Origin of the sequence: Kibdelosporangium philippinense, assembly GCF_021390435.2 — a bacterium.
GTDB classification, from domain to species: domain Bacteria; phylum Actinomycetota; class Actinomycetes; order Mycobacteriales; family Pseudonocardiaceae; genus Kibdelosporangium; species Kibdelosporangium philippinense.
On record NZ_JAJVCN010000003.1, the window covers coordinates 707,649 to 720,757 of the forward strand.

Sequence of the window (13,109 nt, forward strand, 5' to 3'; positions counted from 1 at the left end):
GTACGAGGAGGGGTGAGCATGCGAGAACGGGCGCAGCGGTCACGGGAGCCCGGTGGTCAAAGGCCGGCCACCCTTGACGAACTGCTGCCCAGGGTGGCCCGTGGTGACGAAGCCGCCTTCGAACAGCTCTACCGCCACCTCTCAGCCCCGATCTTCGGGCTGGTGCAGCGGATCCTGCGGGATCCAGCGCAGTCGGAAGAGGTCGCTCAGGAAGTCTTTCTCGAGCTCTGGCGCTCGGCCACTCGCTACAGCCCGGACCGCGGTTCGGTGCTGTCATGGGCGATGACGATCGCGCACCGCAAAGCCGTCGACCGCGTGCGCTCCGCGCAAGCGAGCACTGATCGCGATTCCCGTGTCGCACGAGCCGAAACCGCGCGTCCGTTCGATGAAGTCACCGAAGTCGTGGCAGGCCGGATGGAACGCGAGCAAGTGCGCCGGTGTCTCGGCACACTCACCGAATTGCAGCGCGAGTCGGTCGTACTCGCCTACTACCAGGGCTACACCTATCGGGAAGTCGCGCATTTGCTTGACTCACCCCTTGGCACAGTCAAAACACGATTGCGGGACGGGCTGATCAGGCTGCGTGACTGCATGGGGGTGACGGCGTGAACAACGATGTGCACACACTGACAGGTGCGTACGTGCTGGACGCGCTGTCCGAAATGGAGCGCAGGGCGTTCGAGGACCACATGTCCGGCTGCCCAGCGTGCCACCAGGAAGTCGCCGAGCTCCAGGAAACAACCGCGCGCCTTGGCACAGCGACCGCACTTCCGCCTCCGCCGCAGCTGTGGCACAAGGTGCATATGGCGATCGGCAACGCCAGGCAGCTTCCACCGTTGTCGCTCAACGAGCCGCCGGTGCTTCGGCCGCGGCGCGGGAACTCACGTTTCGCGATCTTCGCTGCGGCCGCGAGCATCGTTGTGGCGGCAGGACTTGGCACCGGCTGGGTCGTGACCAACAACGACGTGAAGAACGAGCTCGCGCAGACGCAGACAGAGTTGTCGAGGCTGCAGACGCTGCTGAGCGCGCCGGACGCCAAGGTGGTCACAGGGCCCGTGGAAGGCGGCGGTACGGCTACAGCGGTCGTTTCAGCCAGCCAGAACGGCATGGTGATGACGGTCAAAGACGCGCCAGCGCTGCGCGGAACGACGGTCTACCACCTCTGGTATGTCCGCGGTACAGGTCCGGGAGAGCAGACATCAGCGGGCACGCTGGCGAGTTCAAACGGCAGCATCGGCTCGAATGACCTAACACCAGCACAGGGAGCCAAGGCACTCGCGATCACTGTCGAACCGCCTGGTGCGACATCCCCGAACCTGGACGCGGTGGTAGCGAGGATCTCGCTGGTCTGAGGTCGTGAGTGGTTACGCGTGTTCTAACCTTGCTAACCACTCACGAGGCGAACGGGAGCCTTCGGCCTGGAGGCGCTGATTCGAGCCAGGAGAGAAAACCGGTGAGCGCGTCCGAGGTCATCGCGATCTCGACGACCGTGTCCGGGCCGCCGAATGCCCGCTTGGACCGCGGCGGGTCCAGCTCGGCCCGGCAACGCAGGATGATGGCGCCGTTCGGCACGCCGTAGAGCTCTTGGGCTTCTGGCTCGCGACGGTCGTCGATCTCGAACCCGTCGCGCTGGATGATCCGGTTCGGGCCGTTGCGCAGACTCAACGCGCGGTACCAGGTGAACTCGTCACCGTGATACCGCGCGACGCCGAGGTGCCAGCCTCGTGGATTGTCCAGGTGTGTCCGCAGGGCTACGTTGATGCCGCCCATCCGGATCAATCTGACCCGGCGAATGCCGAGCAAGATCACTATGGCGGCCACGACCGCCAGGAGCGTCCCGATGAACCAGAGGATCTCCATGGCCGCCCCCGCCCCAGTCCGCGGATCAGACCGTCTGTCCGGCGGCGCGAACCCGGGCTTCTGCTCTTGCCCGCTCGTCCGCGTCCTCTGCCGCGGCTACGTCAGCCCGCGCTTGATCAAGGTCGATCTCGTCGGCGAGCTCGGCGTTCTCCGCGAGGATGCTCACGCCGTCACCGGTGATGGACAGGAAGCCGCCGTACACAGCAGCGACGACCGTGTCGCCGTCCGTGGTACGGATCTTGACGACACCGCCCTCGACGAGCTGGCCAAGAAGCGGTTCGTGGCCGGGCATCACACCGAGTTCGCCCTCGGTGGTCTGTGCGATGACCATCGTCGCTTTGCCCGACCAGAGCCGACGCTCGACGGCGACAAGTTCAACGGAAATCTCGGCCACGCGTTTCTCCTTCGTGTCCCCTTGTCGGCAAGTCTAAACGGCGCGTGTTCGCAACTTCGACGCCCCTCCCGGTGTGATGCGGGTCGTAGACAGCCTTAAGGGGGTTGGCGGGTGCCTGACAAGGGTGACTTCGAGCAGTTCGTGGCAAGCCGATCGGGCGTGCTGCTGCGAACGGCGTACCTGCTTTGCGCAGGTGACCGGGGCGCCGCGGAGGACTTGCTGCAAGAAGTCCTTGAGCGGATGTACCCGAAATGGCGGCGCATCAACGGCACACCGGAAGCATATGCACGAGCCGCGCTGGCGAACGCCTCAGCGAACAGATGGCGAAGGCGAGCAAGACGCGTAACTGAGACGCCTCTCACAGACCTTTTGGGTCCGGCCGTGAGCGGCCCGGAGAACGAAGTGATCAACAGAGACGAAGTGGTACGCGCTCTTGGCGCGTTGCCAGAACGCATGCGGGCAGTGCTCGTACTGCGGTTCTACGACGACCTGAGCGAGGCGGACACGGCGGCCGCGATGGGCTGCAGCGTCGGCACGGTGAAAAGCCAGACCTCCCGAGGCCTCGCGCGGCTGCGGGAAGTCCTGGGTGAGAAGGTGGGGAGCTAGCGATGAATGCGGAAGAACTGCAGGCGGCCCTGCACAGCGCGACGCCTGACCTTGAACCACGCCCAACCCTGACAGCGGACGTGATGCGCGGCGGAGTCCGGCGCCAGCGAAACCGCCGGATGGGCATCGCCGCCGCGACATTGGCCGCAGCGGCGCTCGTCACCACGACGGCGTCTTTCGGATGGCAGATCCTGTCGGAACCGAACCAGGTCGCGACGGATCCACTGATGCTGAAGCCAACCCGTGGCGACCTCGCGAACGACAAAGCGTTCATCGACGACGTGCTGGACGCTTGGGAGGACAAAGAAGGTTCCTCTGCCTCAGTGATCACGCGACCGCACGTGTACTGGGCAGGCAACACACCTGCCGGGCGCGCGGCCGTGGTCATGCAGGAGACCGAAGGACACGCGCTGTTCAAGGGCCTTGTGGGGATAGACCCGAAAACGCAGCAACTGCGGACGCTGATCACCGACGCCCGTGAGGCGGGGTACCAATTCGGGCCAGAGAACAGGTTCGTCCTGGTGGTGCCTCGATCGTCCGAGCAGTTGATGGTGTCCGACAAGGTCACGTACGACAACGCCGCGGGCATCGCCACGCGGTCGTGGCGCCCGTTGCACGACGTGGATGGCGTGATGATGGCGGAACTTCCGCCCGGCAACGGTCCGACGGACGCGCAGGTGATCGTGGGCAACCCGGACGACGGCATCACCCAGGACGAACTGGTTCAGATGTACTACGCGGACGACGCCCCGGTGATGGCCGCGAAACACGCTCCGGCCGGATTGGGATGGGGTGAAGAAGGCAAGGTCCACATGATGTGGGCCCGGCCAGGCCAGCCCCCGCTGCATTGGAACGACCCCGAGTGGCTTCAGCCACGCTGGTACAACGGCTTGTCCGACACCGACTTGCTCGATCCCACAACACCTTTCGTCCCCAACGTGAACCCGTGGTTCGTTTCCGTCGCAGGCCCCGACACGACGACGTTCGTGATCAGCGAGTACACGCCACTGCACAGCGGACCAAGTCGCCTGTACGCGCTGACCATGCTTCGCACGGGTGAGCTCGGGAAGACTTATTCGCTGGGAGCGACGCGCCCGGACAGTCCCCTGCCGGTGCTGGTCGACCTGCCGGACGACAGTGCGAAGGTTGCCGTGGCCAAGGGCGCGAAGCTCAGCTATCGGACCACAAAGGACGGTTCGTGGACGGAGGACGCCGACGAGGCCCTGCGGATTCCGCATGAGGCGGTCGAAATCAGGGTCACAGTGCCAGGCAAGGAACCCGCGATCGTCCCAGCCAACCGCTAGCCCCCACGACAAATCCCGCCACCAGGGGAGCCCTTGATTTAACGCTACCGCAAGGGTCCGACAATTCAGGTTCCGTGCACAAGCGGCTGTACCTGGCACCACCAAGGTGTGTCCACCACTCCAGCACACCGTGTCCACCACTCCGGCACACCGAAATCTCCTCCCCAGCCTCCCGCCGGCGAACTCGGTGTGCAGGAACGTGTATTTCGGTGTGCAGGAAAGGTGGACACGCCAGGGAAGGGGTGGCTTCGCCGCAGCAGGGTAGGCGAAGCCACCTCGTCCTCACGCGCCGTCGGCGTTGTAGATACCGCTTGGCGTGATCACCCACAGCACGTTGTTCGGACCAGTGACCTCATCACGCGTGCGACCCAGGTTCGTGTAGATCTTGCCACCCGCGCCGCTCGTGTTCAGCTTGAACGTGCCACCCTTGAGCGAAGCCATGAACAAGCTGCCCTTGTAGTAAGTCAGCCCGCTCGGAGTCGCCTGCGAGGTCGGCCAAGTCTTCACCGGGTTGGTGTACGCGGGATTGCTGCACGGCCCTTCACAGCTCGGCCAACCATAGTTTCCGCCAGCAGTGATCTTGTTCAGCTCGTCCACTTCGCTGGCACCAATGTCCGAGATGTACAACTGGGTCCCAACCCAAGCCAGGCCTTGCACGTTGCGATGTCCCAGCGAGTAAACCCTGCTGTTGAACGGATTCCCAGGCGCCGCAGCGCCATTCTTGTCAACACGCAGCACCTTGCCGCCAAGCGAGTCGCGGTTCTGAGCGTTGGCGCCGTTCTGACCGTCACCGGTTCCGGCATAAAGGAAGCCATCCGGACCGAACTTGATCCGGCCCCCGTGGTGGTACTGCGAGCCACGGGGAATCCCGGTCACGATCGGATTCGGTGCCTGCCCCAGCTTGAGTTTCGCGATCCGGTTGTCCGAACTCGTTGTGTAGTAGATGAAAACCAGCTGGTCGGCCGCGTACGTCGGCGATACAGCGATGCCGAGCAGGCCCGCTTCCTTCGTCACGCTCACGCCCGAGATCGTCTGCACGTCCGAGACTTGTCCGTTCGGTGCGATCTTCTTGATCTTTCGGGAGTCCTTCTCGGTGAACAATGCCGTGCCGTCAGGCAGGAAATCGACGGCCCAGGCCTGATTGAGTCCACTTGCGACCTGCCGGATCGCGAGCGGTTGCACGGGTGCCGCGATCGCGGTACTCGCGGCAAGCAACACTGTCGTCGCCGACGCGGCAGCGATGGCGAGTTTGCGACGAACTGTCATGGGTTTGCCTCCTGGAGCGTCCCTTGGGCTACACGGGCGGCGAGTGCATACAAGCACAGACGGTGTCGATCGTCCTACCTCCGTCCGGCTAACGGAGCCGAAAACCTCCGATCTCTGTCGTCACAATGGGTAACAAGGCAGACAGAAGATGTTCCATTGACAGGGATCGGAGTGTCCGCATGCAACAGAAAACACTTAGAGGACTAGCGTTGTAGACCGATCAGCTCCTACAGTCGTGATGCTCGACACAAGCCCTTTGGAGGACGATCCAGCCCGGATCGTCACTGATCCGAGGAGTGCACAGATGATCGAAAACACGGAGCGCGAGGTCTGGACCACTCCGGACTTCGTCGAGTACGAAACGCCGATGGAGGTCACCGCCTACGCGGCGCGGATGGACGACTAGGACATCCACGCGAGGGCCGACAGCCCTACCCGGCCCTCGCAACTCCTCTCCCCTGCATGGAGGAAACCCGCAGTGTCCACTTCGAACAATCCCGCACCCGCAGCCGAGTTCGTCGCGGAACTGCGCGGACTTTCCCACCGCTACTGGGGAACCCACCCGTTCCACCACAGACTCCACGAAGGCAGCCTGTCGGAGTTCGAGCTGCGCACGTGGGCAGCGAACCGCTGGTACTACCAATGCATGCTGCCGCAGAAAGACGCGGCGATCATCAGCAACTGCCCGATACCGCAAATCCGCCGCGACTGGCTGGCCAGAATCGTCTACCACGACGGCGCCGCCGAAGGCGAAGGCGGCCGCGAGCGCTGGCTGCGACTGTGCGAGGCAGTGGGCCTGACCAGGGAAGAAGTTCTCGACGAGCGCCATGTCGCACCCGGTGTCCGGTTCGCAGTGGACGCGTACGTGACGTTCGCGCGCACCAAGCCGTGGGTCGAGGCGATCGCGTCCGGTTTGACCGAGATGTTCTCCGGGCACCTGATGCGCCAGCGCGTCACCGACATGCTGTCGAACTACCCGTGGATCCGAAGGGAGGACCTCGCCTACTTCACCAACCGGATCGACGCGGTGTCCGGCGAAGGGCAGGACACTGTGGACATTGTGGTCGAGCACTGCAAAACCCGTGCGGAGCAAGAGAAAGCCATTGCGGCACTGTCGTTCAAATGCGACGTTCTATGGTCCATGTTGGACGCCATCGAGCGGGCCGCGAAGAAGGAGTAGCCGATGACCACGATCGGGCTGGACTCCGCGGCGCGGCTACGCCGTGGCGTTCGACTCACCTACGACAAGACCCGCGAAACGTACGTCCTGCTCTTCCCCGAGGGCGTCCTGGTGCCGAATCAGACCGCGGCCTCAGTGCTGCTGCTCTGTGACGGGGTCGCCACGGTCGCGCAGATCACCGCTGAGCTGGGCATCAAGTACGAAGGCGTCCGCGCCGAGGACGTACAGAACGTGCTGACCAGGCTGGAAGAACGGCGGGTCGTCGAGTGGAAGTGATCGCACAGCCGCCGTTGGGCATGCTCGCCGAGCTGACGCACCGCTGTCCGTTGCACTGTCCGTACTGCTCGAACCCGATCGAACTGGTGACAAGGGAAAACGAGATGTCCACGGACGAGTGGCTCTCGGTGATCGACCAGGCCCGTGAGCTCGGTGTGCTGCAGGTGCATATGTCCGGCGGGGAACCGTTGGCGCGCCAGGATTTGCCAGTTCTCGTTGAACGAGCGTCAGACCTCGGATGTTACGTGAACCTGGTGACCAGCGGCCTTGGCCTGACCGAGGAACGCCTTGCCGACCTGGTCGAGCGCGGTCTGGCCCACGTGCAGCTGTCCGTGCAAGGCGCCGACGCCGAGATGGCCAACCGAATCGCAGGCGTCAAAGCCCACAACCACAAGCTCGCGGCGGCACGCGCGGTGAAGAAGCTCGAGATGCCGCTGACCGTGAACGTGGTCCTGCATCGCGCGAATCATCACCAGGTCGGTGACCTCATCGCACTGGCGGAGGAGATGGGCGCTGACCGTCTGGAACTGGCGAACACGCAGTACTACGGCTGGGGCCTGCGCAACCGAGCGGCCCTGATGCCGACCACCGAACAGCTCACGGAAGCCGAACCGATCGTGCGCGCGGCAACCGAGCGCTTGCGCGGGACAATGCAAATCGTCTACGTGGTCGCGGACTACTACGAGCGCTACCCGAAACCCTGCATGTACGGCTGGGGTTCGCGGCAGCTGACCGTGGCTCCGAACGGCGACGTGCTCCCCTGCCCGGCGGCGTCGTCGATCACCACGTTGAAGCTGGACAACGTTCGTTCCCAGTCGCTTGAAGAGATCTGGTACCGCTCGGACGCGTTCAACGCCTACCGCGGCGATCACTGGATGCCCGACCCGTGCAAGAGCTGCTCACGCAAGGCGATTGACTTCGGCGGCTGCCGCTGCCAGGCATTCCTGCTGACCGGCGACGCGGCCGCGACCGACCCCGTCTGCTCGATGTCCCCCGACCGCGGCATCATCGATACGATCCTGGCCGGAACGCCATCCGAGCCCCCTGAGTTCGTGATGCGCAAAAACACGATCAAGGTGGTCTGACTTGAAGGTTCTGCTGCTGGGAACGGCCGCAGGCGGCGGATTCCCGCAGTGGAACTGCGCCTGCCGGATGTGCAAGGCGGAACTGCCCTCGCGAACCCAGGACTGCATCGCGATCAGCGCGGACGGCACGAGCTGGTACTTGATCAACGCGTCGCCGGACATCCGTAACCAGATCCTGTCAACCCCCGCCCTTGCCGCAGGTCCGGGGCCACGTGACACGCCTTTGCGCGGCGCTTTGCTGACGGACGCGGAACTCGACCACACCCTCGGCCTGACAATGCTTCGGGAAGGCGCCGGTCTTTCCGTCTGGGCTCCTGCCGCCGTTTTGCACGCCTTGCGCACGGATTTTCCGTTGCAGGAGATCGTTTCTCGCTATGGGGCGTGGAACTGGCAACCCGTCGCGGAGAACTTCGTGGTCGACGGACTGTCCATTTCCGTATTCCCGATCTCCGACAAGAAGCCCAAATACATCCAGTCCACAGTGGATGGACCGTGGGTGGTGGCGTACAAGATCTCGGACCCTGCTGGCGGGACTGTGGTCTACGCGCCGTGCCTGAAGACTTGGCCTGAGGGCTTCGATTCGCTGATCGCGGACGCGGACTGCGTAATCCTGGACGGAACTTTCTACTCGCCCGACGAGATGTCCGCAGCCACCAACAAAGGCGTCGGCTCAGGCGCCCAACGAGCCATGGGCCACATCCCGATTGCGGGTGCCGATGGCAGTCTCGCGCAGATCGCCCGGCACCCTGGCAAGCGCTGGATTTACACACATCTGAACAACACAAACCCGATCCTCGACCCGGATTCGAAGGAATACAAGGAAGTCCTGGCCGCCGGAGCCGAAGCTCCAGTCGACGGCACCCTGATAGAGGTCGTGAGTGGTTAGCCGTGTTCTAACCCTTGTCATGTCCCGGGAGATGTGTCAAGGATGTGTCTCGGTAGTTGTGTCACGGTTTAGGTGTGCTGGTTAGGCGGCGTGGACGACTTTTCCTTGGTATTTCTTGGTTTTGTCCAGGGTGAGGTGTCCGATCGGGTCACCGTTGGTGGTGTAGGCGGTGACCCGATCGCCGTAGCGCAGCAGGGTGACGGTGCTGCCGGCGTGGTCGCGGCCGACGCTGATGCGGTAGTCGGCCAGGGCGACGGTGCCGTTGGGCATGACCTTGATCTTGTGGATGGTGGCGTCGTCCTGGCGGGGCAGGTCGCCCGGGCCGCCGTGACTGGGCGCGAGCGCCCAGGCCTGGGCCGGGGTGGTATCGATGGCCGAGTGTCGGCGGCGGGTGTTGTAGTGCTCGCGGACGGTGTCCAGCCGGGCTTGTAGCTCGGCGATGCTGCCGGCTGGTTGGGGCCAGCGGTGGGAAAGTAGCCGGTCGGCGGTGGCGTGCAGGCGTTCCACCTTGCCGCAGGTCTGTGGGTGATACGGGCTGGAGTGGATCACCCTGCTGCCGTACTCGGCGGACACGGTTCGGGAGAACTCGCTGGTCAAGCTCTTGTCGCGGGAGCGGTGCGGGTGTGTCCAGGCGGTACCGTTGTCGGCCAGGATCAGCCCGGGTGCGCCCCGGTCGCGCACCGCGGCCGCGATGGCCTCCAGCGCGGCGGTGGTGGTCTCCATGGGCGCGACATGGCTGGCCAGCCAGACCCGTGTGCAGTCGTCGAGCACATCGATGGCCACCACGGTGGTGCCGTCCGCGAGGGTGTGCTCGGTGCCGTCGATCTGATAGCAATCCCGCGGTCGGGCATAGGAAAACCGCCGCCAGGACGCTCGTGGGCGCTTCTTCGGGTTCTTGTCCAGCAGGCCATGCCGGTCCAGGATCCGGTTGATCGTGGCCCGGGCCGGCACCCGCGCACCGGCCGGCCAGCCGGGGCTGTTCGCGCGTGTTTCCAGCTCGGCCCGGATGTTGTCCGCGCCGTTGTCCGGCGCCAACCGCTCACGCAACCCCAGGATCAACGCGACCACCGGTTCGGGTGTGGCGGCCGGGCTCGAGTGTGGTCGACGCGAGCGAGGCCGCCACTCGCCCTCGGCCCGGATCCGGGCGCGGTGCCGGTAAAACGTGCGTGGATTCACGCCGTTGAGCCGGCACCACTCGGCCACGTTGTCGATCTCCGGGTCCACGATCAAGGTCGCGTCCATGAGTCTCATCTTCGCCTGCTTTCCCGCCATGACGCGAGGTCATAGCGTGATCAAGCGACACATCAGATGAGACACGCTTAGCGACAACTCTCATGAGACTGAAGACGTGTTCTAACCCTGCTAACCACTCACGAGGGATTTTGCTTCGGCGTCGTGGCGGGCAGCCGCGCGGTGGCGGCCTAGGCCGCGAGCGAGTTTGGCGAGGTAGTGGGCCACCGGCTGCAGCGTGAGGAGCCCGCTACTGGCCCCGGCGAGCTCTCCTGACGCGGGCAGAAGCACCTCGTACAGCTCCTCCATGGCAGCCCAGTCGCCTGCTTTGATGGCCGCGATGGCGTGCAGGCAAGTTCGAGCTTCGAACAGCAAGTCGTGCGGTGATGGCGGAATCACCTCGCCGGGTCGGCACCAGGGCGCGTAAACCCCGAAGTCCATGTCCGGGGACACAGCAAGCCCGTTGCGAACCTGATGACACAGCAAGGCGAACGACAGAATGCCGTCGCCGAGCCCGGGCATCTCGGTTCCACCAAGGAAAGCTGCCCGGTACAACGGCATGGCATCCCCGCCTGCGACCGAAGTGCGAAGCGCCCGGTACCACTGCACAAAGACCTCGGCGAGCGGTAACTGGTAGTCACGACCCAGCCGGGTCACGGCGTCGGCATGGACATCCGCGTCGGCGAACGAGGCGAGCGCCGAGTGGCCCTGCATCAAGATCATGTGCCCGAGGACCTCGAACGTCACCAATGAGTGCCGCGTCGCCACGTCGACCAGCTCCGCCCCGATCCGCACCCGCTCAGGCGCGCGCCCAGCCCGCTGGAAAGACTGCATGAACTGGGCATTCAGGGCGAACGCCAACACCGACGGATCGTCCAGCGACCGTGCGATCTCCACCGCCTCCGCTGCGGCACGGACCGCGCGCGGCCCGCCTGAACTGCGAAGTTCCATCGCGATCATGGCCAACAGGCGACTCCGGGACGCAGAAGTCACCGAAGGCAGGACACGCTCAGTCACTTCGACGACCCGCGCGGCCAGGGCGGGGTCGTCTGGCGTTGTCCAGATCGCCGGTACGTCGAAGGACGCGATCACTCGCGCGGCCTGCTCCGGGTCATCGCCCGGATCAAGCAGGTCGAGGGCCGAAGATCGAAGTTCGCGCGCCTGACCAAGTGCACCGGTGAACGACAACGCACGGATGAGGCCCATGATCGACTCAAGCCGGTCATCAGCGGCCATGGCAATGCGCCACAGGCGGACCGCTTCTCCGAAGTCGAAACGCTTTTCGGCCGCTATCGCCGCGTCGCGGGCGTAACCAGCAGCGCGCGGATCCGACGCCAGCGAGAAGTGGTGGGCCAAAGCGGCAGGGTCGGGCCGAACCTGCTCCAAGGTCGCGCCGACCTCAAGGTGCAGTTGGGATCGGCGGGAACGGGAAAGGTCCTGGTAGAGCGTGTCCCGTACTAAGGAATGGGAAAACCGGAACTCACCGGCTTCGAGTTCGACCAGAAACCCTTGCTGTACGGCGACTTCCACAGCGTCCAGGTTGCCGACGATGTCAAGGGTGAACTCCTCGCCGACCACCGAAGCCTTACGAAGAACCGACTGGACATCGGTTGGCAAGCGGGACAACCGATACCTCACCACATCCAGCACTCCGACAGGAACACCCGAGAGATCACTGCCAGCAGCGACCAATCGCGCGAGTTCTCGTATGTAGAAGGGATTCCCGCCGCTACGCCGGTGAATCACCTCGGCCGTCTCGAAGTCCACATCGACATCCAAGGCTTGAACTACCGCTGGAATATCCGAAGCAGACAGTCCACCAAGATATATGCGAGTCGGCTCGGATCGCGCTACCCTGCCAAGAAAAGCCGTTGGCGCATCCGTTGTCCTATACGTCCCGACAATGAGGACTGGTGCATCGACCGGATCCGCGATCACCGAAGCCAACAAGGACAGCGTTTCTGCGTCCGCCCAATGCAAGTCGTCCAGTACGATCAACTGTCGGCCGAACGCCGCCAACTGTGTCCGAACAGCTCGGTAACGCTGAAAACGAGCCGTGGCAGGGTCGGAAACCTCGACAGGCTCCAAGAAACCGGATGGCGCGTCCTCAATGTACGCACTCCATCTGCTTGGCCAGTCAAGCCGGACACGGAAAGCTTTTGCCAATGCGGTTTTCCCGGCGCCAGCCTCACCACTGACCAACGCAAGCCCAAGCCGCCCGGTCGTTGCCACGTTTGCGGCGGCTTCGGCCAATTGGTCCAGTTCGCGCGATCGTCCAATTAAGACCGGAGTGTCTGGCCGTGCCTGTGCCAGCACATCGGCTTCCAGTTGCGCCAACGCAGGACCAGGATCAAGCCCCAACTCATTCTTGAGCAATTGGCGCGCCCTGCGCAGCGAGTCCAACGCATCACCCTGGCGGCCTGCCTGATACTGCGCCAAAGCCAGCAGCCGCCAAGCGTTCTCCCGCCAAGGATGATCGTCCACATGCGCCCGAAGTGAAGGGACGGTTTCCGCGGCGCGCCCAAGCTCCAGCAATCCCTCAGCACGCCGTTCGATCGCCAGCAACCGCAGCTCGTCAAGGCGCGCGACCTCAGCACGTGCCCACGGCTGATCGGCGAACTCGACGTAAGCAGGCCCGCGCCACAAGTCCACATCGAGAGTGGCCTCGAACTCCCAGGCGTCAACGTGCTCAGCACGCAAGGCATACCCAGGACCGGACGTCACGAGCAATCGGGCGGGCGTCCGGGGCGGTCGATCCGGCTCGAGCGCCTTACGCAACGCGGCTATGAAGGTCTGGATCGCGCCGACAGCACCTTCTGGCGGATCGTCCCACAGGTCGTTGACCAGCATGTCAACCGGAACAACCCGGCCTCTCGCGATGATGAGGCGCGCAAGCACGGCCCGGTGCCGAGGTCCTTTGAGGTCGATCGGGCCAGCGGAGTCCGACGCCACGAGCGGACCCAGCACGCCGAACCTCACCTCGGAACCCATCAATCAGCACTGTACTCAGCCGATGCTGATC

At 64.3% G+C, this 13,109-nt stretch carries 14 protein-coding genes; 9 read left to right on the forward strand and 5 right to left on the reverse strand.

What is annotated here, in order from left to right; translation table 11 throughout:
* Window positions 1–18 precede the first annotated feature (18 nt).
* Both sigK and LWC34_RS35255 read left to right on the forward strand, forming a co-directional pair.
* On the forward strand, window positions 19–609 hold the full coding sequence (gene sigK / locus LWC34_RS35250) for an ECF RNA polymerase sigma factor SigK (RefSeq protein ID WP_233729589.1): 591 nt from the start codon (window positions 19–21) through the stop codon (window positions 607–609).
* A complete protein-coding gene (locus LWC34_RS35255) occupies window positions 606–1,352 on the forward strand; it encodes an anti-sigma factor (RefSeq protein ID WP_233729590.1) in 747 nt (248 codons plus the stop codon). Before sigK ends, LWC34_RS35255 begins: the two co-directional genes overlap by 4 nt.
* Window positions 1,353–1,392: 40 nt before the next feature.
* Here the strand turns inward: LWC34_RS35255 and LWC34_RS35260 are convergent, their stop codons facing one another.
* Together LWC34_RS35260 and LWC34_RS35265 are read right to left on the reverse strand one after the other, a co-directional pair.
* The gene (locus LWC34_RS35260; protein WP_233729591.1) at window positions 1,393–1,860 is read right to left on the reverse strand and encodes a DUF2550 domain-containing protein; all 468 of its coding nucleotides are present in this window, start codon (window positions 1,858–1,860) and stop codon (window positions 1,393–1,395) included.
* 25 nt (window positions 1,861–1,885) lie between these two features.
* Entirely contained in the window at window positions 1,886–2,254 is a 369-nt protein-coding gene (locus LWC34_RS35265) for a F0F1 ATP synthase subunit epsilon (RefSeq protein WP_233729592.1), read from the reverse strand.
* Window positions 2,255–2,365: 111 nt separating this feature from the next.
* Between LWC34_RS35265 and LWC34_RS35270 the strand changes: the two genes are divergently transcribed.
* Together LWC34_RS35270 and LWC34_RS35275 are read left to right on the forward strand one after the other, a co-directional pair.
* Window positions 2,366–2,860, forward strand: coding sequence for a SigE family RNA polymerase sigma factor (locus LWC34_RS35270; protein ID WP_233729593.1), 495 nt, complete (start codon window positions 2,366–2,368; stop codon window positions 2,858–2,860).
* Window positions 2,861–2,862: 2 nt separating this feature from the next.
* Window positions 2,863–4,164, forward strand: coding sequence for a hypothetical protein (locus tag LWC34_RS35275; protein ID WP_233729594.1), 1,302 nt, complete (start codon window positions 2,863–2,865; stop codon window positions 4,162–4,164).
* Window positions 4,165–4,446: 282 nt separating this feature from the next.
* Here the strand turns inward: LWC34_RS35275 and LWC34_RS35280 are convergent, their stop codons facing one another.
* Window positions 4,447–5,430 carry a PQQ-dependent sugar dehydrogenase gene (locus LWC34_RS35280; RefSeq protein WP_233729595.1) on the reverse strand — a complete coding sequence of 328 codons (984 nt, stop codon included), beginning with the start codon at window positions 5,428–5,430 and terminating at the stop codon, window positions 4,447–4,449.
* A gap of 304 nt (window positions 5,431–5,734) precedes the next feature.
* On the opposite strand from LWC34_RS35280, the gene pqqA reads away from it, so the two are divergent.
* The 5 genes from pqqA (at window position 5,735) to pqqB (ending at window position 8,857) form a co-directional block, all read left to right on the forward strand.
* Window positions 5,735–5,836, forward strand: coding sequence for a pyrroloquinoline quinone precursor peptide PqqA (gene pqqA / locus LWC34_RS35285; RefSeq protein ID WP_033381771.1), 102 nt, complete (start codon window positions 5,735–5,737; stop codon window positions 5,834–5,836).
* 72 nt (window positions 5,837–5,908) lie between these two features.
* Entirely contained in the window at window positions 5,909–6,610 is a 702-nt protein-coding gene (pqqC, locus tag LWC34_RS35290) for a pyrroloquinoline-quinone synthase PqqC (protein ID WP_233729596.1), read from the forward strand.
* Between the two features lie 3 nt (window positions 6,611–6,613).
* Entirely contained in the window at window positions 6,614–6,886 is a 273-nt protein-coding gene (pqqD, locus tag LWC34_RS35295; RefSeq protein WP_233729597.1) for a pyrroloquinoline quinone biosynthesis peptide chaperone PqqD, read from the forward strand.
* Window positions 6,883–7,971, forward strand: a complete 1,089-nt coding sequence (pqqE, locus tag LWC34_RS35300; RefSeq protein WP_233730940.1) for a pyrroloquinoline quinone biosynthesis protein PqqE — start codon at window positions 6,883–6,885, stop codon at window positions 7,969–7,971. Before pqqD ends, pqqE begins: the two co-directional genes overlap by 4 nt.
* Before the next feature lies 1 nt (window position 7,972).
* A complete protein-coding gene (gene pqqB / locus LWC34_RS35305; protein WP_233729598.1) occupies window positions 7,973–8,857 on the forward strand; it encodes a pyrroloquinoline quinone biosynthesis protein PqqB in 885 nt (294 codons plus the stop codon).
* 81 nt (window positions 8,858–8,938) lie between these two features.
* Here the strand turns inward: pqqB and LWC34_RS35310 are convergent, their stop codons facing one another.
* A complete protein-coding gene (locus LWC34_RS35310) occupies window positions 8,939–10,108 on the reverse strand; it encodes an integrase core domain-containing protein (RefSeq protein ID WP_284051782.1) in 1,170 nt (389 codons plus the stop codon).
* A 111-nt stretch (window positions 10,109–10,219) separates the two neighbouring features.
* Window positions 10,220–13,078 carry an ATP-binding protein gene (locus tag LWC34_RS35315; RefSeq protein WP_233729599.1) on the reverse strand — a complete coding sequence of 953 codons (2,859 nt, stop codon included), beginning with the start codon at window positions 13,076–13,078 and terminating at the stop codon, window positions 10,220–10,222.
* Window positions 13,079–13,109 lie beyond the last annotated feature (31 nt).